The 21124-nt window shown below is 68.3% G+C and carries 24 protein-coding genes; 9 read left to right on the plus strand and 15 right to left on the minus strand.

The features are described from left to right. The 3 genes from DEIPI_RS40015 to DEIPI_RS31505 form a co-directional block, all read right to left on the minus strand. On the minus strand, nt 1-350 hold a 350-nt coding region (locus DEIPI_RS40015; RefSeq protein WP_045234426.1), incomplete at its 3' end, for a hypothetical protein. A gap of 10 nt (nt 351-360) precedes the next feature. Further along, complete coding sequence (locus tag DEIPI_RS0115085; protein ID WP_027482313.1) at nt 361-1026, minus strand: response regulator transcription factor; 666 nt, start codon at nt 1024-1026, stop codon at nt 361-363. A gap of 40 nt (nt 1027-1066) precedes the next feature. After that, complete coding sequence (locus tag DEIPI_RS31505) at nt 1067-1753, minus strand: hypothetical protein (protein WP_211238303.1); 687 nt, start codon at nt 1751-1753, stop codon at nt 1067-1069. Between the two features lie 213 nt (nt 1754-1966). On the opposite strand from DEIPI_RS31505, the gene DEIPI_RS0115095 reads away from it, so the two are divergent. From DEIPI_RS0115095 to DEIPI_RS0115120, 6 genes are all read left to right on the plus strand, one after another. Beyond that, a complete protein-coding gene (locus tag DEIPI_RS0115095; RefSeq protein ID WP_027482314.1) occupies nt 1967-2509 on the plus strand; it encodes a hypothetical protein in 543 nt (180 codons plus the stop codon). A 249-nt stretch (nt 2510-2758) separates the two neighbouring features. Next, nucleotides 2759-3166, plus strand: coding sequence for a hypothetical protein (locus DEIPI_RS0115100; protein ID WP_027482315.1), 408 nt, complete (start codon nt 2759-2761; stop codon nt 3164-3166). Between the two features lie 185 nt (nt 3167-3351). Next, complete coding sequence (locus tag DEIPI_RS0115105; protein ID WP_045234427.1) at nt 3352-3582, plus strand: hypothetical protein; 231 nt, start codon at nt 3352-3354, stop codon at nt 3580-3582. A gap of 801 nt (nt 3583-4383) precedes the next feature. Continuing rightward, nucleotides 4384-5700, plus strand: coding sequence for a replication initiator protein A (locus tag DEIPI_RS0115110; RefSeq protein ID WP_027482317.1), 1317 nt, complete (start codon nt 4384-4386; stop codon nt 5698-5700). A 96-nt stretch (nt 5701-5796) separates the two neighbouring features. Continuing rightward, nucleotides 5797-6813, plus strand: coding sequence for an AAA family ATPase (locus DEIPI_RS0115115; RefSeq protein ID WP_157463690.1), 1017 nt, complete (start codon nt 5797-5799; stop codon nt 6811-6813). After that, a complete protein-coding gene (locus DEIPI_RS0115120; protein ID WP_027482319.1) occupies nt 6803-7768 on the plus strand; it encodes a ParB/RepB/Spo0J family partition protein in 966 nt (321 codons plus the stop codon). The genes DEIPI_RS0115115 and DEIPI_RS0115120 overlap by 11 nt, the downstream gene beginning before the upstream one ends. A gap of 625 nt (nt 7769-8393) precedes the next feature. Here the strand turns inward: DEIPI_RS0115120 and DEIPI_RS0115125 are convergent. The 7 genes from DEIPI_RS0115125 to DEIPI_RS0115155 form a co-directional block, all read right to left on the minus strand. Further along, a complete protein-coding gene (locus tag DEIPI_RS0115125; protein WP_027482320.1) occupies nt 8394-8573 on the minus strand; it encodes a hypothetical protein in 180 nt (59 codons plus the stop codon). A gap of 70 nt (nt 8574-8643) precedes the next feature. Beyond that, a complete protein-coding gene (locus DEIPI_RS0115130; protein ID WP_157463691.1) occupies nt 8644-9369 on the minus strand; it encodes a hypothetical protein in 726 nt (241 codons plus the stop codon). Between the two features lie 95 nt (nt 9370-9464). Continuing rightward, on the minus strand, nt 9465-10142 hold the full coding sequence (locus DEIPI_RS40020; protein ID WP_027482322.1) for a prepilin-type N-terminal cleavage/methylation domain-containing protein: 678 nt from the start codon (nt 10140-10142) through the stop codon (nt 9465-9467). Continuing rightward, nucleotides 10139-10387: a hypothetical protein gene (locus tag DEIPI_RS37900; RefSeq protein ID WP_027482323.1), complete on the minus strand. Its 249-nt coding sequence runs from the start codon at nt 10385-10387 to the stop codon at nt 10139-10141. The genes DEIPI_RS40020 and DEIPI_RS37900 overlap by 4 nt, the downstream gene beginning before the upstream one ends. A 99-nt stretch (nt 10388-10486) precedes the next feature. Further along, nucleotides 10487-10630, minus strand: coding sequence for a PulJ/GspJ family protein (locus DEIPI_RS37905; protein WP_157463692.1), 144 nt, complete (start codon nt 10628-10630; stop codon nt 10487-10489). Further along, a complete protein-coding gene (locus DEIPI_RS0115150) occupies nt 10630-11076 on the minus strand; it encodes a hypothetical protein (protein WP_027482324.1) in 447 nt (148 codons plus the stop codon). Before DEIPI_RS0115150 ends, DEIPI_RS37905 begins: the two co-directional genes overlap by 1 nt. Beyond that, nucleotides 11073-12635, minus strand: a complete 1563-nt coding sequence (locus tag DEIPI_RS0115155; RefSeq protein ID WP_027482325.1) for a pilus assembly PilX family protein — start codon at nt 12633-12635, stop codon at nt 11073-11075. The genes DEIPI_RS0115150 and DEIPI_RS0115155 overlap by 4 nt, the downstream gene beginning before the upstream one ends. Before the next feature lie 202 nt (nt 12636-12837). Between DEIPI_RS0115155 and DEIPI_RS0115160 the strand changes: the two genes are divergently transcribed. Beyond that, nucleotides 12838-13650, plus strand: coding sequence for a hypothetical protein (locus tag DEIPI_RS0115160; RefSeq protein WP_045234429.1), 813 nt, complete (start codon nt 12838-12840; stop codon nt 13648-13650). A 488-nt stretch (nt 13651-14138) separates the two neighbouring features. On the opposite strand, the gene DEIPI_RS0115165 is transcribed toward DEIPI_RS0115160, so the two are convergent. From DEIPI_RS0115165 to DEIPI_RS0115185, 5 genes are all read right to left on the minus strand, one after another. Further along, nucleotides 14139-14567 (minus strand): META domain-containing protein, encoded by a 429-nt coding sequence (locus tag DEIPI_RS0115165; protein ID WP_027482327.1) that lies wholly within the window; start codon nt 14565-14567, stop codon nt 14139-14141. A gap of 82 nt (nt 14568-14649) precedes the next feature. Then, a complete protein-coding gene (locus DEIPI_RS0115170; protein WP_027482328.1) occupies nt 14650-15321 on the minus strand; it encodes a Type 1 glutamine amidotransferase-like domain-containing protein in 672 nt (223 codons plus the stop codon). A 95-nt stretch (nt 15322-15416) separates the two neighbouring features. Further along, entirely contained in the window at nt 15417-17006 is a 1590-nt protein-coding gene (locus DEIPI_RS0115175; protein ID WP_084474339.1) for a flavin-containing monooxygenase, read from the minus strand. Continuing rightward, on the minus strand, nt 17003-17857 hold the full coding sequence (locus tag DEIPI_RS0115180; protein WP_027482330.1) for an SDR family NAD(P)-dependent oxidoreductase: 855 nt from the start codon (nt 17855-17857) through the stop codon (nt 17003-17005). Before DEIPI_RS0115180 ends, DEIPI_RS0115175 begins: the two co-directional genes overlap by 4 nt. Further along, nucleotides 17854-18687 (minus strand): alpha/beta fold hydrolase, encoded by an 834-nt coding sequence (locus tag DEIPI_RS0115185; RefSeq protein WP_027482331.1) that lies wholly within the window; start codon nt 18685-18687, stop codon nt 17854-17856. Before DEIPI_RS0115185 ends, DEIPI_RS0115180 begins: the two co-directional genes overlap by 4 nt. Before the next feature lie 323 nt (nt 18688-19010). On the opposite strand from DEIPI_RS0115185, the gene DEIPI_RS0115190 reads away from it, so the two are divergent. Next, nucleotides 19011-19931 carry an STM4015 family protein gene (locus tag DEIPI_RS0115190; protein WP_027482332.1) on the plus strand — a complete coding sequence of 307 codons (921 nt, stop codon included), beginning with the start codon at nt 19011-19013 and terminating at the stop codon, nt 19929-19931. Between the two features lie 7 nt (nt 19932-19938). After that, the gene (locus DEIPI_RS0115195) at nt 19939-21066 is read left to right on the plus strand and encodes an STM4014 family protein (protein WP_052351755.1); all 1128 of its coding nucleotides are present in this window, start codon (nt 19939-19941) and stop codon (nt 21064-21066) included. Nucleotides 21067-21124: the final 58 nt, after the last annotated feature.

Consider the following 21124-nt stretch of genomic DNA (forward strand, 5'->3'; position numbering starts at 1 on the left):
ACGAACGCGTCGCCGACCCGCCGCGCACCCCGCAGGGCGTCCTCGGGGACGAAGGCCGGGTCGAGCGGCGCGTCGAGGTCGTCGGAGGCGTACACGACGCGGCCCGCGCGCAGCACCACCACCCTGAACACGCCCTCCTCGTCCGTGAGCAGGTCGTCCACCGCGCCCGACAGCGCGTTCGGCGAGCGCCGGTCGAGCGAGGCGAGCGCGTCCACGCGGGAGACGACCTCGTCGTTCACCGCGCGGACCTCCGCCCGCCACAGCTGCACGCCCACCACGGCGGTGAGCGTCAGGACCGTCACGAGGGTCAGGCCCGCGCAGAGCGCGACGAGCCGCAGACGCAAGGTCACGGGGCGCCCGTCACTCTTCCGGGAAGTGGTAGCCGAGACCGCGCTGCGTGCGGATCACGTCGTCGCCGAGCTTGCGGCGCACGTTGCGGACGTACGTCTCGACGACGTTGCTCTCCGCGTCGAACGCGCCGTCCCACACCCGGTCGATGAGGTCCGAGCGGCTGTACACCCGCCCCGGGTGCGACGCGAGCACCTCGATCAGCCCGAACTCCTTGGCGGTCAGCGCGACGCGCGCGCCCGCGCGGTACACGGCGCGGCTCGTCCAGTCGAAGCGCAGGTCGCGCCACTCCAGCGTGGAGCGCGCCTCGGCGCGGCCCCGGCGCAGCAGGGCGCGCAGGCGCGCGTGGACCTCGCCGACGTGGAAGGGCTTGACGAGGTAGTCGTCGCCGCCCGCGTCGAGCCCGAGGATGCGGTCCTCGACGGCGTCACGCGCGGTGAGGAACAGCGCGGGCGCGAGCAGGCCGTTCTCGCGCAGGTCCCGCACGAAGTCGAGGCCCGCGCCGTCCCCCTCGGGCAGGCGGACGTCCACGACGTACGCGTCGTACGGAAAGGACCGCGCGAGGCTCGCCGCCGTGGAGGCGTCGGGCGCCTCGTCGACGGCGTAGCCCGACTCGCGCAGGTTCGCGGCGAGCGCCGCGCGAATCACGGGTTCGTCCTCCAGCACCAGCAGTCGCACGCCCACATGCTACGCCGTTGGGCGCCGGGAGGTCGACGCTTCAGCGAAGGATGTTCACGGCGCGCGACGCGACGATGGCGACCGTGAGCAGCGAGATGAAGGCCTGCGTCATCATCAGCATCTTGACGCGACCCGTGAGCGGCAGGGTGTCCGTGGGCGAGAACGCCGCCGCGTTCGTGAACGCCACGAAGAGGTAGTCGCCGAAATCGGGCCGCCAGTCGACGTCGTGCGGGTCCTGAAGGGTCATCTGCGGGAACAGGAAGTCGGGACGCCTCGGGACCTTCAGGCGACGCCGCCACGGGCCGCCCCGGTCCACCTCCCAGTACCACAGCGCGAAACCGATGACGTTCGTGACCCACAGGGTCACCGCGTCGAGCAGCAGTTCCGGCCCGGCCTGCGTGCCGCCGCGCAGCAGCGAGCGCACCAGCAGCGCGAGCGACACGAGGTTGAACGCGTTGATCAGGGCGATCAGCACGACGTTGCCGTAATGCCGGGCGCTGGTCTCGCGCAGCGTGTGCCGCCACGCGGACACGCTGCGCGGAGCGAGCAGCGCCAGCTCCAGGAGCGGCGCGAGCCACGTCGGCCCGAGGGTGAAACGATCGGCGAGCGTGAGCTGCAGCGCGAGGATCACGAGGATGCCGAGGACGGGCGCCCAGAGCGGCTCGGGGTCGGTTCGCCCGCCCAGAGGGAACTTCAGGCGCAGCAGACGCAGAAAGCGGCTTCGCACGTCCTCAGCATGTCACGGGCGACCGCTCGGGACCTCACCCTTTCAGCGCTCTGGACCCACGCGTGGAAGGCTTCCAGGGCCACTCCACGCGGCGTCTGCTTCGTCGGGAGGGTCCGCTGGGCCCCGGGCAGAGTGAGCTCCTCCTGTCCGCGCGAACAGCAGGCAACCTCAGGAAGTTGCACGAACGGGCGCGCCAGGCGGTAGGATCCCCTCGTGATCCTCGTCGGAGCGCACCGTCGGGTGCTGGGCGTCAGTGGCGACACCGAGGTGCTGGTGTGCGGGCACGTCGTCCCCCGGTTCGAGGGCACGGCGGCGTTCGCCGCGCTCGTCGGTCGTGGCGAGGCCGCCCACCCTCGTCTGCGGGCCTGTCCGCTCTGCCCGCCCGACGAGGTCCGACTTCCGGCCTCGTTGTCGGGCGTCGCGGCGCCCCCAGAGGTGGTCGCCTGGTGGGCCGGGCTCGCGGTGAGGGAGCGCGCCGGGTTCCTCGATCTGCTCGGCGTCGACGAGCACGCGGCGACCCTGCGTGGACGGACCCCGCGTAGAGCCCTGCCCGAGCACGACCGCACGGTGCTCGAAGGCGTGCTGAACCGCCTCGACGCGCTTGCCCGGCAACATGGTCTGAGCGTGCGTGAGTGGGGCAGCCGCTCACGCAGCGCGCCCGCGGCGCTGGGGGGCTGGGCTCTGGCTCGCGCGGCCGCGAGGCGGTACGAGGCCGGGGAGCGTGGCCGCTCGGACGTGCGTCTGGGTCCGGATTGACCCATCGAGACCCATGGGCCCTTTGGCGGGCTCCCATCGACGTGGCGTGGCCTTCGTGAAGGGGCTGTGCTGGGCAGAAGAGGTGGCGAGCGGGTCGCCGTGACGGTCCCGCCTTGTTGGGTGACCGGACAGGGCGAAACGTGAATGAAACGGGAACGGTCCGCCCTGCGAGCGTGAGTCGAAGGTGACGACGCGGGCGTGAACTCACGATCAAGCTCGAAGAGGACCATCAACGCCGATACTGAGGACATGCCCGAAACCGTGATCGCGTCCGCCGTTCTGTACGAACGGGGCGAGGTGCTGTTCGTCGGCGCGCCGGATACCGCTCACGCGCAGGCGCGCCGCTTCCCGACGGCCGAGGCGCGAGACGAGAGCGTCCGGGTGGCGCCGCTCCCCCCGCGCAAGGTCCTGCTCGGCCCGCAGACGGTCAGCGTGACCGTGGCCCGGGCGCTCGCGGGGATGCTCGAACGGGCCACGCACGATGAGGTGCCCGGAAGCGTGGGCGGCGTGCAGGTGGACGTACCCGCCGACGGGGTGGTGCGGCTCTCGTGGAGCAGTCAGGTCGCTCATCTCGATTACGAGGCTGCCGAGGCGCTCGCGGACGCGCTTCGCAGACACGCGGACGAGGCCGATCCTGACGAGGAACGCGTGGCCTGAGGTCGTGGAGGGCCCCTGCCCCGCGCGAGGGATTCCAGGGCCCATGGACGTGCTTGGACGTGGTCGGGGGCCACCTCTGGCTGGCGAGTGGCAGGCATGGTCTGCTAGGTTGACGTTCACACGCTTCTTTCCGGAAGTTCCGCCCTCTCCGCGTGGCACGGCCGCGATTGTTCCGAGGTGAACCGATGCGAGACGACATGGCCGTTCCGGCCAGCGTTCCCGACAAGGCCTTCAAGGCCGCCCTGACTGCCCTGCGTGACGACCCTGAACTCCAGGGTGTCGAGTGGGACGTTCCCAGACGCAAGGGCAATCGCCCCCACAAGATCTTCTTTCAGGCGGACGACGCCGCCCTGCTGCGCCGCGCGAAGGACACGCTCGAACGGCTCCTCGCGGACGCGGGTCATCCGCTGTATTGAGTGCCTGAGGTCAGAACGCGGATGAGGATGACCTCGTCGTCTCACCGCGTTTTGCCCCGAGCCTGAACCGCGCCTCGGCATCTCTCCCGGAGCCGACCGGCTCCCCCGACGGGTATCCGTCGGGGGAGCCGGTCGGCATGTTCGCGGAAGGTGGGACGGCGCATGACGCACGAGGATCGGTGGAGGCCGTGTTCGCCTTTCGAGGACGACCGCCGTTGCTCGGTGGGTCAGGGACGATACCGTACCGAGCGCGGGAAAGTACGCCATCCCATCGAATCGGATTCGGAACGGATACCGGTCCGAGTACGGGAAAGAGGCGAAAATGCCGTCTGAGACGAAGTTTTTTCCACTACCGGTCCGAGTGCGGGAAATCAGGCCCCGATACCGGTCCGAGTGCGGGAAAACCCCCAAAAAATACCGGTCCGAGTGCGGGATTTCGAGAAAATCGTACCGTACCCAGTGCGGGTTTCTCCGTCGGACATACCGATCCGAGTACGGGAAATTCCGTCAAAAATACCGATCCGAGTACGGGGTTTGAAGAGGGCGATACCGATCCGAGTACGGGAAATTCCGTCAAAAATACCGATCCGAGTACGGGAAATCAGGGCGATTTTACCGGTCCGAGTGCGGGAAACTCCCCCGTTCACAGCGTGTGACACGCGAATAGCCCCCGCCCTTGATGTTGACATCAATTCTTTTCTTCTTTTAAAACAAACTACAAACAGAACGACAACAATCACGAAGGTCCAGGTTGCAGCGCGCGCCGACATGGGTACACTGGGAGGACGGACTGGAGGTCGAGTGAGCGGAACGAACCTGGAACGGCGCGAACTGCGTGAGGAACTCAACCTCGTCGGCAACGGGTTGATCTGCATCCAACGTCAGATCCCGCCCAACACCAACGGTTGGGTCAGGCGCTTCGACCGTGACGGCCTTCCTCGCGAGATCCGCTGCCGTGCCCCGGAGGACTTCGGCGTGCCGCACGGGATCGACAACGACGTCATGCTGGGCCTGCAGGAGGAGTTCATCGCCCAGGGCTGTCCCGACTCCAACACGGTCGTCCTGTCGACGTACGCACTGCTCAAGCTGTGCAACCTGAGCGATACCGGACGCAACCGCTCCGCGGTTCGTGAAAGCCTCGATCGGATGCGCTCGACGACCTACTGGATCAAGGATTCGTGGCGTCAGAAAAGCACCAGACGCTGGCTGACCGTGACCTTCAACCTGATCGACGATCTCGCCTATGACGGAGACGAGGCCGACCAGCTCAACCCGCGTCGCCTGGTTGTCAAACTGCCCGCCGCAGTCGCCAACAGCATCCGAGAGGGCTACCTCAAACCGGTCGACCTCAGGCTCGTCCGAAGCCTGGACCCGACCAGTCGACACGCCTACCGCGCGCTCGACAGTCGCCGCGTGAACCCAGACTCGCCACAGGAACGCGCACAGACCCTCGACATCGGCATCATGGAACTGCGTGACCTGTTCGGCCTGGTGACCGACCGCACCGACGAGATCCGACGTGTCGTGGATCGAGTGGGCAGGGACCTCGTCGAGGTGGGTTACCTCAAGAGCATGGACGCCGAGGGGCGTGGTCGCGCGCGACGCTTCAACTTCGTCTTCGGCGAGGCCGCGCGCGAACCGGACGCCCGGCTCGTGGACCTGCTGCTGGGCTTCAAGGTCACGAAGCCCGTGGCGGAACGGCTCGTCCTCGACCACGAGGAATACCTGGAAGACGCCCTGTCCCTCGTGCGCGCGCTGATGACCAGCGGATACCGTCCACGCAGCGTCGCGGGATTCGTGCACGACGTCGTCCGCAATTACACCACGGGCAAGTACGCCTGGCCGGAGGGCACGGGTCCGGCCCGCGCGCTCGACCTGACGCCGCAGGCGCGCGCCGTACGCCCAACCCCCGGAGAAGCCCAGGAGGAGTTGCTGCCTCAGAGCGATCAGGATCTTGCGCGGACCGTCGCGGTGCTCCTCAAGCTGACCTCCGTCGAGTTGCAACGGCTCCCCAGAACCACCCTGGAGGATCTCAAGCGCGCCGCGCTCGGCAAGCCGCTCAGCGTGCGGCAGCAGGTCGCGGAAACGGCGCGGGCGATGCTCGGAGCGCTGGACTGATCGAAGACATGCTTTCCGTCATCCTTCATCAGGAACCTCGGCTGACAGCTCAGACACGCCTTTGCACGATGAGGTCCGGAATGTCATGATGAGCACGTGGAGATCGAGGCGAGTCGAATGTACACCCTGCGCGAACTCGCGCAGGGCTTTCAGGTGAGCGAGCGCACCCTCACACGCAAACTGGAGACCGGCGAACTGCGCGGCTACCGCGTGGGCAACCAGTGGCGCATCCGTGGCCGCGACTGGCTCGAGTACACCGGCGCCGTCAACGGACCCCACGTGTTCGTGGTCGCCAACGCCAAGGGCGGAGCCGGAAAGAGCACCTTCACCGTGAATCTGGCCGTCCTGCGCGCAGCCCAGGGCAAACGCGTGCTGCTCGTCGATCTCGACCCGCAGGGTCACCTCGCGACCCTGCTCCACATGCCCGTCGATCCGGACCGAACCACCGTCCAGCTCCTCGACGAGGAACTGCGGTTGCCCCGCGCCCACCCCGGGCGGATGGACCGCTGGCGTACCCTCTGGACGGACCTCATGCAGCCCATCCCGCACGCGGAGGAACACGAACCGCTCTCACGCGTCTGGCTCGTGCCCGCACACAACGACCTCGCCGACCTCGAACGGGCGAACTTCCACCGCACCAAGCCGGTCGAATATGCACTTCGCGAAGCGCTCGACGCCCTGCGCGAACTGGACGTTCCGATCGACGAGGTGTGGATCGACACGCCGCCCAACCTCGGATCGTTGACCCGCAACGCCCTGATGGCCTCGCATCACGTCGTGTCCCCCTTCGCCAAGAGCGATCTTGGTCTCGACGGTCTCGATCGACTCATGGTGCTCGTGGAGCAGTACCTCGAATTCAACCCCTACCTCCGTGTCGCGGGCCTCGTGATGAACTACGGCAATCCCCGCACGATCATGCACAACGAGATCAGGGAGACCATCATGGGCCGACCTGCTCTGGCCCCCTTCCTGCTCGACGCCTACGTCAGCGAAGCGGAACGGTTCAATCAGGCACCCCGGCTCGGCGTACCGCTCGTTCTCTGCGAACCGAACAGCAGCAGCACGCTCGAGTTACGCCGCGTCCTCGAAGAGGTGACGGCGCGTGTCGGGTAAACGCGCCCGCCTCGCCGGTCGTCGTTCCACCGTCGGTCAGTCCGCCACGGCGATCCGCGTGGACACCGAACATCTCGAACGCGTGGCCCGCGACGCGCTCGACGCCCCGGAGGACGTCGTCGCGTTCTGGATTCCCCTCGGCGACATCCGGCAGAGCCCCTACCAGTACCGTTACCATCTCGACGACGCCCGTCTCGACGCGCTCGCGCGCAGCATCGCCGCGCAGGAGTTGTACCAGCCCATCACGGTCCGTCCGCTGCAGGCGGGAACGTACGAGGTGGTCCTGGGACACCGCCGACTCGAGGCCTTCCGACGGCTGGGACGTGGAGCCATTCCCGCCATCGTGCGTGAGTACGACGATGCCCAGGCCGTACGCGCCCTGCTCGACGAGAACCTCAAGCGTGCCGACACGAACCTGTTCGAGCAGACGGAAGGCGTCGTTCGTCTGCTCGCGTTGCAGTTGGGGCTGCCCGGTGATCCGGTCGTGTCCGTACGGCGTGTCCTCGACGAGATGCGGTCGGCCCGGCGTACCGACGGAGCCCTGTCGGACGCGGCTCATCTCGAGATCGCCTCGACGATCGCTGACGTGACGGGCATGACCTGGGAGTCATTTTTGACCAACCGCCTGTCGGTCTATCGACTGCCGGAGCGACTACAGGAGGAAGTCCGTCGGGGGCTGCCCTACTCGCTGGCCGTGGCCGTCGGTCGAGCGGACCCCTCCCTGCACGACGCCGCCCTCGACTTCCTGCGACTGCCGACGGGGTGGCGGACACGCGAGGAATTCAAGGTCTGGCTGGACCAGGGGGCACAGCTCAGACCCTCCAGTGCGTCCGCTCGGGTGTCCGCGCGTCGACTCAAGCGTATCGCCGCACGCGTGGATGGCGCACTGACGCCGGAACGACAGGCTCGATTCTCCGAACTGCTGGACGAGCTCGAACGGCTGCTTCATCCCTGATCGACGGCGCCCCCGACCGTGGCTGGACCGCGCTCAGAACACGCATCCGGCGAATCGGGCATCTGGAATACCGGTATTCCAGACACCTCCCCTCGTACCTCTGGAATACCGGTATTCCAGCCCAGACCGCAGCAGGTCCCGGGAAGGTCGGCCCAACAGGGCGCTACCGTCCCCAGTACGGAATCCTGCCGTACCCAGTACGGGAACGCGGGCGCCAGGCAGTCGCCCGTCACGCCAGAACTCCGCCAGAAGGTCCGGCAGCGTCGAGCGTGTCGCCTTCACCTTCCTGACGACGCAGGAGTCCGAGGCCGTGCCCTGGGACGAGACACTCCCCGATCAGGCCGCTGTTCTGGCCTGATCGTCGTGTCTCTGACCGTGGCCCTGTTCTTCCGACAACCATGGCACGGCTGGACCTCCTCACCCACGGGCGTCACGGTCGCTCTCGTGACCTTCGACGAACCCTCCCAGCCTCCGGGTTGCAGCGTTCCCCGGCGCGGGTTGGCCCACCCTCGTCGGTAGGTCGTCACGTCACTTCCCCGGGACGGACGCCTCCACTTCACCGCCGGCATGCGACTGCTCCTCGTGTGGCGGGTCCTGCTCTGACCCGACCGTCCCGTGCCGAGGGTCAACCTTCCGCCCGGTCCACGCCGAGGCGCTCCTCGTCGTCGGCGGGCAGGGGTGCCTCGGTCGGATCGGGGCGCTCCAGGGGCGCCTGCGTCGCGTCGTGCGTGCCGGGGCCACGCTCGATGATCTCGCCGTCCTCCCACCGGGCTCCCCGGCGTTCCTCCGGATGCTGGTCGCTCATGGGAACATCTTCGCGGAGGCCAGTGTGAACTGCCGGGGCAACGCGTGAAGGAACGCTGCCCGTGCGGCACTCAACCGTCGTCAGCGCGCGCGAGGTCGTCGAAGGACAGAAAGCGCCGTGCCGGAAACGACGGGAGCAACTCCCAGCCCGGCACGCCGCTGGGACCGATCCGGGCGGTCAGTTCCGTCTTGTCCTCCGCGTCCGCCTCGAAGTCCACGCCCTTGCGACGGAACGCCTCGTACGCGGTCGTCGAGTCCGGCCAGGCCTGTGGCAGGCCGGGCCGCTCGCTCCACCGACGCGACAGTTCCGACCAGGAGAAACCGCCCTGTCGATCGAGGTCGAGCACGCCCTCACCGAGACCGGGAACGGCGCGGTTCATCAGCTCCACGACCGACGCGGGAACGGCGCCTCCCTCCGCGAGGACGTGCGCGACGCTCCCCGGCGTGATCCAGGGACGAAGGTTCACCCCCACGGCGGCGTGGACGCTTCCGCCCGGCTCCTCCTGCCGCAACGAGAGCTGCGCCGACCCGACCGCGCGCACCTCGACGAGGTCGAAAGCGAACGACCAGTGGTTGCGGCGCCCCGAGGCGTACAACCCCTCGGTCCAGACGCTCGTGAGGCGCAGGGTGACACCCAGCTCCGCGAGGACGGGGCGGACGGTCGCCCAGGCTTCACGGGCACTCCACTCCGTGTCGAGCGTGACGGGGAGCGGGACGGGCGTGAGGAACGTCACGACGGACGCGAGGAGCGCATGTGGGTCGAGACGGGGAGGAGCGTGCTCGGCATGAGGAGGCACGGTTCGAGTGTAGATCGAAGCAGGTTGCAGAACGGCCGAAGTCCCGGCGACGAAGGCGTCCCCCGACATGTGTCGGGGGACGCCTCGATCGTTCGCTATTGGATGTTGCGGGCGACGCCCGTCACCTTCACCAGACCGCTCGGCGGCACACGTACCGTGCTTCCGCGGACGATGCGCTCCGAGGCGAACGACACGGTGATGCCGCTCGGTAGACCGCTGGGCGCGTCCGTGTACGTGAAGGTCGCGGGGGTGAGGTTGTCGGCGACGAAGCGCAGCCGGACATCGGAATACACCCAGGTCGTGCTTGACTTCGAGGCACACCCTTCGAGCTTCATCAGCACGTAATTGTCGTCGTTGGCCGTCCCGCCGCTCGTCAGGAGCAGGTAGTCGGTGACGATGCTGGAGGGGGTCGTGAAGTTCTTTCGCGCGGTGAGGTAGTACCCGTTTAGAACGTACGCCGTCGTGCAGTCCGATTCGCTGGGTTTCGGTGTCGCCGTCAGGAGCAGGTACTGTCCCGTGTTCGTCGGTATGCCGGGCGCGATGGACGCGAAGGGATGGGTCTCGCCCTCGTCCCGAATGTCCGTCGCACGGCGCACGTCGTCCGCCACGATGTTCGCGGCTGCCTGAAGATCCTGCAGGTTGCCCGAATACACCGTGGCCTGCTTCGCGAGGCGTCCCGACGAGCTGAATATCTGCACGAGGACGAGGCCGATGATGCTGAAGATGGCCATGGACACGAGCAGTTCGAGGAGGGTAAATCCGGAGCGCTTCACATGCCTCCCCGGGCGAGCTCGATGGTGGAGGTGGTGGTCCTGTTCGTCGTTCCCGAATCTGCCGTGTACGTCAGATCGAGCCGGACAAGCTGCGCCTGCGCCGTACCGCTCAGGCCGGTGTTGGCATTCCACGCGGTCAGAGTGGCGGAGGTGAAGTTCGTCTTGGTGTACGTCACGCTGTTCTCGCAGGCGTAAGAGGTGAGATTGACACGGCAGGCCTTGAGGGTCCAGGTGAAGCCGGGCACGTCCGCCGGAAGGTCGAACGCGGTCGTGCTCTCCAGCCTTCCGTAATTGGCGACGGTCCGCCAGTCGCTGCTCTTGCGTTCGAAGTACTACTATATGGCCTAGGACGCTTCGAATCGCGACTTGGCCTTGGTATTGATGCTGACGGCGGGCAGAAGGTAGTACGACATCAGGGCGACGACGGAGGTGAGGGCGATCGCAACGAGGATCTCGATGAGGGTCAGGCCGGATGTTACGTGTCTCATTACTTCACCGTGATGTTCATGGCGGGGCCGACGACGAACACCTCGCCGCTACGTGTTCCCCTCGTGATGGAGATCTTGTAGTCGTAGGTGCTAGTGCCGAAGGGCGCGTCGATCGGGAAGGCCAACGTGGTGGGGCAGACCTTGAGGTCCGCGCGGCAGGTGATGTTGAGGCTGGACGCGCTAGGCGACACCGAGTACAACACCGTCGTTCCTCGTGTGACGACGAGTTTCGGGGGTGTGCTAGTGAACGTCGCGACGACGGCCCGATTGTCCTTGCGGACGCGGTAGCGAGCGCTATTGAGTGTCGTGGTGAGGTCGTAGATGTCGTTTCTGACTACCTGGGCGTTCGCGTAGGAGACGAGTCTGGGGAAGCCGACGGCGAACAGGACCGCGAGCACGCCGAGGACGACGACGAGTTGAAGAAGGGTGACGCCCGAACGGTTCATTGCGACTTCACCTCGCGCCAGGTTTCAGCCAGCCACTTCAGGGTGGGGGCAGTCGTGGAGGGGAGCGTGATGCTGCCGAGGCGGGATTTGGCCGTGTTGATGTAGGCCTCGTTGTAGCAGGCTTTCGGCTTCTCATCCTTCGAGTTGTTGCCGGTCTTGACCTGGATGATCTCGCTGCAGTCCGCGGATTGCTGGAAGTTGCCGGTACCGCTCGCGTCGCCGGAGGCGGTGGAGGGCACGTCGAGGACGAGGGCTCCGGCGAACGAGGCGTTGTTGGCGATCTTGACGTTGCTGTCCGCGATGACGTAGAGGAGGCCCTTGAACGTCGTGGAGCCCGTCAGATCGACGACCTGAGTGCCCGTCTGACCGCGCAGGTCCATGACGACCACGCGTGGATCGTTGGAGTAGCATGCCGGAATCTTGTTCGACGTGGTGAAGTGGAAGGCCATCGTGCAGGCGGCGGTGTCGCTGGGGTTGATGAAACTGCTGCCGAGGGTCTGTTTGAGGACGTCGATGTCGACGCCGAACACGAACTTGAACATGTCGTTGCGGTTTATCGTGCTGCCGCTGCAGTTGTAAGGGGAGGCGCAGCTTGCCAGTCCCGTACCGTTGCCGTCCAGCGGGCCGGAGGTGATGATCGAGTCGACGCCGTCACGAAGGTACATCTTGGTGGGGGTGGTGCTGAGCTCGTTCGTGACGACGGACGCGGTCGCGCTGGGCGTCCACGTCTTGGAGTTCTTGTCGTAGTTGAACGTCTGGCGGGTCTCGGATTCGTTGATGGGCACGAGGGTGGCCGAGCTCATGGTGGCGCTCTTGACGAAGTACCGCTGGTAGGGCGTCACCACGGTCTTGGTCTGTCCATCCGCGGCGATCGTCTCGTAGGGGTCTCCCATGTCGAGGTACTGACCGGCCTTGAGATCGGTGACCGTGCCGCTCTTGGCGTAGGTCACCTGCATCTCGGCCGGTGAGCCCGTACGGGCGCAGGGAGCCGTGCAGGTGATGGTGTAGTTGTTCCCGGCAGCAGGCTTGTTGTTCTTCTTGCCTGCTGCCGGAGCGTCGCCGGTGACTTTCGACTTGGAAGTGATGGTGAGGGTCGCCGGAGCGTTCATCGTGAGGGTGGAGGGCAGCGTGGGAGGCGCGATGAGCTCGTATTGCGTTTCGATTTTGCTGTTGCCGACGGTGTTGGGATCATTTCCCTCGGAGGAGAGGACGATGACCGTTCCTCCGGTGGCCGTGGTGGTGGCGGTGGCCGTGACCGTGAAGCTGCCGCCGTCAACGGTGCCTTTGAAGGCGCCGTCGGTGACGTTGTCGTAGCTGTCCAGATTGGTGACGAGTTGCGCGCCGGTCAGTCCACTGACGAGGCTGTTGTTGAGCTTCGCTCGGGCTCGCTGGAGCCCGGTCTGCGCGGCGAAGAAGGCCTGACTGCGGGCGGCGTCGTTGGTGGTGGCCCGCAGGCCGGAGGCACTCATGACGGCGGTGGCCGTGACGAGCAGGCCTATGACGATCATGAGGCTGAGGACGAGGGCGAGCGCGAACCCGTGTTGCCGTTGTGTGTTCATACGTCTCCTGGGGGAGGGTGACGAGCAGAACAAAGTTTTGTGAGGAATCTAACGACACTCCCATCCTATGAGCAACATGAGCATGAGCGACACCCCCGAACCGGGGTACTTTTTGTGAAGGATTTCATAATTTCGTTGGGGAGAGAGCATCGGAGGATGGGATCCGGACCGCCCCGTCGCTTCGCAGGGCAGAGGAGAACGCATGACCACCCCCGACACGACACCGGACGACCGACGCCCGACTCACGTGGAGAGGCTGCGCCGACGACTGGACGACCTCACCCGGTCCATCGCGAGGCGGCCCGGAGCGCTCGCCCTGCTCGGCCTCGGTTCCAGCGGCGCGCACGCGCACCGCATGGACGAGTACTCCGACCTAGATTTCTTCGTCGTGGTGGAACCAGGCGCCCGCGAGCGGTTCCTGCGCGAACCCGACTGGCTGCGTGACGCGGCGCCGGTCGCCTACGACTTCGAGAACAGTCCCGTCGGACGCAAGGTGCTCTTCGACGACGGTGTGTTCTGCGAGTACGCGGTCTTCACGGAGCAGGACCTCGCCGGGATCTCCGAGCCCTCCATGCGGGTGATCTGGTCACGCGACCCCGCCCGGGACTGGAGCGCCGTCCGGACGCGGCCCGTCGCGACAGGCTGGGGGCACGACTCCCCCGACTTTCACCTCGGCGAGGCGCTCACGAACCTGTACGTCGGACTTCTTCGGGAGCGTCGCGGCGAGCACCTCACGGCCATGCGCTTCATCCAGGTGTACGCGGTGGACCGTCTGCTGTGCCTTCACGCGCTGAGTACGGAGCCCGGCGCGCAGCGCGATCCCTACGTGGTGGACCGGCGCGCGGAGTCCTGGGCGTCCCAGGTACCCATCGCGACGTTCTGCCCGGGCTACACGCGCAACGTGGCGGCGGCAGCCGCGATTCTGGACTGGCTCGTCACGCACCGTTCACCAGCGCCGATCATGGTGGAGGCGATACGGGGACTCCTCGCGATCCAGTCAGGGCGTGACGATTGAGGGCGTCCGGGCAGGCGGGTGCAGGCGACGGTGACGGGCCACCATCGGCGCGTCGATGACGGAGGTCGGGAGTGGCCCGGCGGAACCCGCGGAACGATGACGAGGGGCCCTGGCGTCGATCCCGTGACCTCACTGGATGCTCACGATCTGGACCCCTGATCGGACCAACTGTTGCTTATGTGTGTAAGCAACAATTACTTCGTGAAGGTGACGCTCGCCCTCTCCAGCCGCTGGACACAGCCAGCGCACCGACGAACCGGGGCCAGAAGGCCACGTACCTCTCACGCCCGTCAGACGACCGCACGGCTTTCCCGATCAGCGCCCGCACCTCCCTGTACGGTGTCCGCGCCCCACCCACGTACCGTGGACGAGGGAGCAGGAGGGACTGGCGGGTCTGAGCGCTCTACACGTCGCGACGCGTTTCACGCACATCCTACGGGACCTCGTCCGGGAGGAGGGGAGGGCCGCCCGAGGTGCGCCGACGCCCGTCAGGGTTTGGCGGGCGTCACGAATCCCACCCGACGAAACGTCCACCTCTCGGCGTTCGAGAGCAGCACCAGGCGGTCTCTCGTGACGACGAATCGCGTCACGTCGTTGAGCGCGCGCGCGAACGGCAGGTCCGCGGCGAGGGCGCAACGCTCGTTCGGCGCGGGCTCGGAGACGCGCACGTCGAGCCGCACCGCGCCCGACGTCGCGCTCAACCTTCCCGTGAATTTCGCGCAGCCGTAGGTGCCGCGAAGCGTGCCGCCGCTGATGAACAACTCGACCCGCGGGACGGCGCCCGACGGACCTTTCGCCGGTACGGGGCGTTCGAGCGCCCAGATACCGATCAGGGACGGGGGGACGGACGCGGGCACGGACGCGTGGGCGGTTCCCACGAACGCGTGCAGGCTCATCAGCAGGGCGATCCGGTGCATGCGCCGAGCCTCGCCGCACGGCATGATGCACGTCTGACGAACGGGGATGACCGCGGCGTCACGTCGTGTCCGGTTCCCGCGATCAGGGCCGCAGGAGCGTCCAGCGTCCCTCGGAGACGACCTCGACCTTCGTGTCCGTCACCTTGATGGCGGTCTCGTCGTCGATCGCGTAGGCCGGACCCGACAGGCCCTCCGCCCAGCGCCTCGCGTTGGCCAGGGTGTTCCACGGCAGGTCCGGGTGGTCCAGATGCGGAAAGATCGAGAACTCGACCAGTCCCAGCGCCTCGTCACCCCCGTCCGGCGGCGTCCAGCCCACGAAGTCCTCGCCGATCCGGGGCGTCATCACCATGCTCCCCGCGCTGAGCCCCACCCAGACCGTGTCACGCAACGACGGGAGCAGGTCCGCGAGCCCGGACGCGCGCATCCAGTGACGCAGGTACAGCGCGTCACCGCCGTTGACGAGCAGGACGTCCGCGTCGCGAACCCAGGGCGTCCAGCGTTCCGGGCCGAGGCTGGGCAGGGCGGTGAGTTCGAGCACGCCGACGGACTTCCACCCCAGTTCGGTCATGGGGGCGCGGGGTTCGAGCCCGCTGATGAAGCGCCACGCGTGCCCGGGGTTCGTGTGCGGGTGCCCGTATCCCGCCGTGGGAATGCACAGGGCGTGGGCGTCCGCGATGGGCTTGCCGAGCAGGTCGAGCAGCGCCGCGTGGATGCTCGGGTTCTTGATGCCGGCGGACGTGAGCAGGAGTTTCATGCTGCCTCCGATCGTGGGCCGGAGGAGGGCGCCACGCCCTCCTCCGGCCGCGCGTGTGCGTATGGGACCGCGGGAACTTCAGGACGACGTCCCGTTCAGCCCGCGCCGCTCACCCGGGCCTGTGGTCGGGTGAAGCTCAGGCTGCCGTCGTCCAGCGGTGTGAACTGGATGGTGTACTTGTCGAGCAGGTAGTTCTGGTACACCTGCCAGGGTCGCCTCGACCCCTGCTTGGGCAGGGCCGCCGCCGCGCGCGTCACGTACCCGGAATTGAAGTCCAGCAGGGGACGTTCCTCCACGCCGGGGTCCGGAACGGGAGCCACGGCGGTGTAGCCACGACGGTCCATGTAGTTGAGAAGGCGACACACGTAGTCCGACGTGAGTTCCGCCTTGAGGGTCCACGAGGAGTTGGTGTACCCGAAGGCGTACGCGAAGTTCGGCACCCCGGAAAGCATCATGCCCTTGTACACGAGGCGGCGTGGGATGTCGAGGGCCGCGCCGTCGAGCGTGAACTCGATGTCGCCCAGCACGTTGAGCTTGAGGCCCGTGGCCGTCACGACGATGTCCGCGGGGAGTTCCTGCCCGCCGGAGAGGCGGACGCCGCGCGGGGTGAAGGTCTCGATGGTGTCCGTCACGACGGACGCCCTGCCCGCCCGCAGCGCCCGGAACAGGTCCCCGTCGGGTGCCGCGCACACCCGTTGATCCCAGGGGTTGTGGCTCGGCGTGAAGTGCCGCGCGTCGAAGGTCTCGCCGACGTGCTCCCGGGCGGCCTGCAGGAGGCCCCGGTTGAACAGGTCGGGTCTGCGGCGCGCGATCTGGTAGTAGAAGATGCTCGTCAGCACGTTCTTCCAGCGGGTCAGGGTGTGCGCGACGTGGGGAGGGGCGAGCCGCCGGAGCTTCAGGGCCGCCTCGTCCACGAGGGGCCGCACGGCGACGTGCGACGGGGAACGTTGCAGCATCGTGACGTGCGCGGCCCGGTCCGTGAGGGCCGGGATGAGCGTGACGGCGGTGGCGCCACTGCCGATCACCACGACGCGCCTGCCCGCGTAGTCGAGGTCCGGGGGCCAGAACTGCGGGTGCACGATCTGCCCCTCGAAGGCCTCCTCGCCGGGGAAGTCGGGGCGGTGACCCTCGTCGTAGCTGTAGTAGCCGCTGCACAGGAACAGGAAGCGGGCCCTGCGGGTGACCTCCCGCGTGTGTCCATGGTCGTCCCTCGTCTCGGCGGTGACGGTCCACAGCTGCTCCGCCGAGGACCACGCGGCCGCCCGGACCTTGTGGTGGAAGCGGATGCGGGACGTGACGCCCGCCTCGTCGGACGCCTCCTGGATGTAGCGGCGGATGTCCTCGCCGTCCGCGATGGCCTTCTCGCCCCGCCACGGTTTGAAGCTGTACCCGAGGGTGTAGACGTCCGAGTCGGAGCGGACGCCGGGGTAGCGGAACAGGTCCCAGGTCCCGCCGATCGCGCCGCGGGATTCGAGGATCTCGAAGCGCGCGCTCGGACTCTTGGCCAGCAGGTGCCGCGCGGCGCCGATGCCGGAGAGGCCCGCGCCGATGATCAGCACGTCCAGCGGGGCGTCGTCGCTCGGGGCGTGTGGGCGAACGGAGGCGGCGGTCGTCCGTCTCGACGCGAGGATCAACCCCGCGAGGACGGCGATGCCCGCCAGTGTGAACGCCTGACGTCGCTTCATGATCGGTTCCCTCCCCCGGGTCGGCCCGGCAGCAGGCGGCTCAGCACCGTCCAGTACGTGCCGGGCAGGATGCGGGCCAGCAGGTCGAGCGCTCGGGCGTCGTTGCCGACGATGACGCGGGGGCTTCTTCTCTCCACGCCCCGCAGGATGACGCGCGCGGCGTCGGCGGGCGGGAGGCGCAGGAGGCGGTTCATGACCTCACGTTCGGCCTCGGCGTCCCGCGTGCTGGCGCGCACGCCGCTTCCCACGCGGGCGTTGTTGGCGATGTTCGTGCGCACCCCGCCGGGATGCACGACGGTCACGCCGATGCCCACGGGGGCGAGTTCGTGCCTCAGCACCTCGCTGAAGCCGCGCACGGCGAACTTGCTGGCGGCGTACGCGCTCTGCCCGACCGGGCCGATGAGGCCGTAGAGGCTGGAGACGTTCACGACGTGTGGGTGCAGTTCGGACCTCAGTGCGGGCAGGAACGCCCTGCACATCGCGACGACGCCGCGGAAGTTGACGCTCTGCACCCACTCGAACTCCTCGAGGGTGATCTCGAGGAAGCTGCCGCCGAGCGCGACGCCCGCGTTGTTGATCAGCAGGGTGACGCGGCGGTGCGCCCGCAGGACGGCGTCGGCGAGGTCGGGAATCCCGTCGGTGAGGGTGAGGTCGAAGGGGTGCGTGGTGACGCGGAGGTGCGGGTGCCGGACGCGCAGGCCGTCCGCGACGAGGGTCAGGCCCGCCTCGTCCCGGTCGATGAGGGCGAGGTGGCTGCCGCGGCGCGCGAGGTCGGTGGCGAGCGCGCGGCCGATGCCGCTCGCCGCGCCGGTCACGACGGCGACGCCGCCCGTGAAGGTGAAGGGCGTCATGGTTCTCCGATGAAACGCGTCACGAGCGTGTTGAAGTCCCCGGCGCGTTCGATCTGCGGCAGGTGGCCCGTGTCGGGGAAGAGGTGGGTGCGGGCGTGCGGGTACACGCGGCGGGCAGACTCGAGGTGCGTGGCGGGCAGGATCCGGTCGCGCTCGCCCCAGACGATCAGGGTGGGCAGGCGCAGGGCCGCGAGCTGACGGGTGAGGGTGTCGCGCCACTCGCGGCGCACGCCGCGCCAGCCGCCGAGGAAGCGGGCGACGCCGAGGTAGGCGCGGGCCCGGTCGGGCTGGGTGGCGAGGAGCAGGGCGTGCTCGCGGCGTTCGGGCGTGGCGAAGCTCGGGTCGTGGAAGAGGCTCCGGACGACGCGGGCGCTGCCGCGGGGGTCGGGGGTCATGAGCCGCTCGCCGAGGCGCGGGACGGCCAGCATGCGGAGCGCGAGGGTGACGTCCTGCCCGAAGCCCGCGCTGCCGACGAGCACGAGCTTGCGGGTCCGCTCGGGGTACATCACGGCGAACTGCTGCGCGACGGCGCCGCCGAGGGAGTTGCCGATCAGGGTGACCGGGCGCGTTTCGCTCACCGCGTCGAGGTAGTGCCTCACGAAGCGGGCGAGCCCCGCGAGGGTGTAGGGCACGTCCGGCTTGTCGGTGAGGCCGAAGCCGATCAGGTCGGGCGCGTAGACGCGGTGCCGCTCGGCGAGGGCGGGAAGGGTGTCGCTCCAGTCTTCGAGGCTGCGTCCGATGCCGTGGAGCAGCACGACGGGGTCGCCCTCGCCCTGGACCTGGTGGCGGGTGCGGACTTCTCGGACGTGGAGAAAGTCGGGTGCGTTCACGGGAGCTCCTGTCGAGTAGACCCCAGTATGCGAGCAAAAGCTCGGTTTCACAACTCGCGTTCCAGGCCCGGGAGAACGCGACGGCCGGGCAGGACGCACTGACGAAGGCGGACGGCAGGCTCGTGTTTCCGGCGCGGAAGCGGGACGCTCGGACGGCCGATGCGGCCGTCCGAGCGCCGTGAAGACGGGCGGGAGGAGCCGCCGCGGCGTACGGGCCGAGGGTGACGGCCTCCCCACGGTGAACGTCCCGGGCCACGCCGCTCCCCGCGCACAAGGCTTCGCGGAGCGTCCGCTCATCCCCTAGAGTGATGGGCGGAGACGACATGACCATCGGTGACCATCTCGAGACCTTCGCGGGCTACCGCGTGCTTCCCTGGGAGCCCGGCGACGCCCTCGCCGACCCCGCCACCCACATTCACCGCATCGCGCTGGACTACGACGAGGAGCGCTCCTGGGTGGAGAAGTTCCGGACGTTCCTCTCCCAACCCGGCGCGCGGGACACGCGGGGCCTCGTGGTGGGCGTGTGGCATTCGGAAATGGTGATGGACAACCCGCCCGTGGACGTCGTGGAGGCCATCGTGTCCGCGCGTGGCGAGCTGCCGAACCTGCGCGCCCTCTTCATCGGGGACATCACCTTCGAGGAGAGCGAGATCTCGTGGATCTCCCAGACGGACCTCTCGCCGATCCTGAACGCCTACCCGGACCTGGAGCACCTCGGCGTGCGCGGCGGCAACGACCTCAGCCTCGGCAGTGTCCGGCTGCCCTCCCTGCGCACCCTCGTGATCCAGAGCGGCGGGCTCGACGCGAGCGTCGTCCGTGAGGTGATGAACGCGCACCTCCCGAACCTCGAACACCTCGAACTGTACTTCGGTGCCGAGGAGTACGGCGCGACCGCCACCCCGGAGGACGTCACGCCGCTGCTTTCCGGCACGCTCTTCCCGAAGCTGCGTTACCTCGGGCTGCGCGACAGCGACCGTGCCGACGAGTACGCGCAGGTCGTCGCGAACGCGCCCGTCATGGAACACCTCGACGTGCTCGACCTTTCGCTCGGCACCCTCTCGGACGACGGCGCGCGCGCGCTGCTCGAAAGTCCCTTCGTGCGTGGTCTGCGCAGGCTCGACGTGCACCACCACTGGTGCAGCGACGAGACGGTGGAGCGTCTGCGTGGCCTCGGCATCGACGTGGACGCCTCCGACCAGCAGGACCTCACCGAGGACTGGCGCTTCGTCGCGATCGGTGAGTGAGCGCCCGGTGACCTCGCGTCTGGGCGCGCCGCGTGAGGTGCTGATCGTGGCGCCCCCGGCGTCACGGCGGGTGCGGGCGTTCCAGCAGACCCTGCGCGAGCACGGCTGGCCGTCCGCGCGGGTCGTGTCGTACCTCGACGTCCTGCACGGGCAGGTGCGCCTCCGCGACGAGGTGCGCGCGGGCAGCGTCGTGCGCCTCGACTCGCCCGGCGAGGACCCCGAGACGGAGGCGGCCCTGCTGCGTCTCGGCGCGCCCCGGCGGGACCTCCCCGTGGATCTCGCCGGGGGAGAGCTGCTGCCCGCCCGCCCCTGGTACCGCGGGCTGGGTCTCGCCCTGGACGCCGTGGAGCGTGAGCTGCGGGGCGCCGCCCCGCACCTGCGCATGCAGACGACGAATGGGACTCTCGCGATGTTCGACAAGCGCGTCACGCACGCCCGGCTCGCGGCGGCGGGCGTGAGCGTCCCGGAGGCGCTCGGGGAGGTCACGTCCTTCGACGGGCTCATGGAGGGCCTCGCCTCGCGCGGGTGGGCGCGGGTGTTCGTGAAGCTCGCCCACGGGTCGAGCGCGTCCGGCGCGGTCGCGCTGGAACTCGCGTCCGGGCACGTGCAGGCGACCACCACGGTGGAGGTGGTGCGCTCTGCCGGGGGCGTGAAGCTGTACAACTCACGCCGTCTGCTGAGGGTGCGCGGCGTGCACGGCGTCCGCGAGCTGATCGACGCGCTCGTCGGTCACGGCCTGCACGTGGAGCGCTGGGTGCCGAAGGCGGGCCTCCACGGGCGGGTGCTGGACCTGCGCGTCGTCGTGATCGCGGGGCGCGCACGGCACGTGCTGGTGCGTCTTGGGCGGGGCAGCATGACCAACCTGCACCTCGGCGGAGACCGTGGGGACGTCGCGGAGGTGCGCGACCGGCTCGGGGAGGAGCGCTGGACGGCCCTGCTCGGGAGCGCCGAGGCGGCCCTCGCGTGCTTCCCGGGCTCGCTGTACGCGGGCGTGGACGTGCTCGTCACGCCGAACTGGCGGCGGCACGTCGTCTGCGAGGTCAACGCCTTCGGCGACTACCACCGTGGGGTCCTGCACGACGGGCTCGACACGTACGGCGCGGAACTCGCGGCGCTTACCGGGGGCGCCGCGTGACGCTCGCCGCACGCGAACTCGTCGGCACGCACGACGTGGCGCTCGTCACGCTCGACAG

Source organism: Deinococcus pimensis DSM 21231, assembly GCF_000519345.1.
In the GTDB taxonomy this organism is placed as follows: domain Bacteria; phylum Deinococcota; class Deinococci; order Deinococcales; family Deinococcaceae; genus Deinococcus_A; species Deinococcus_A pimensis.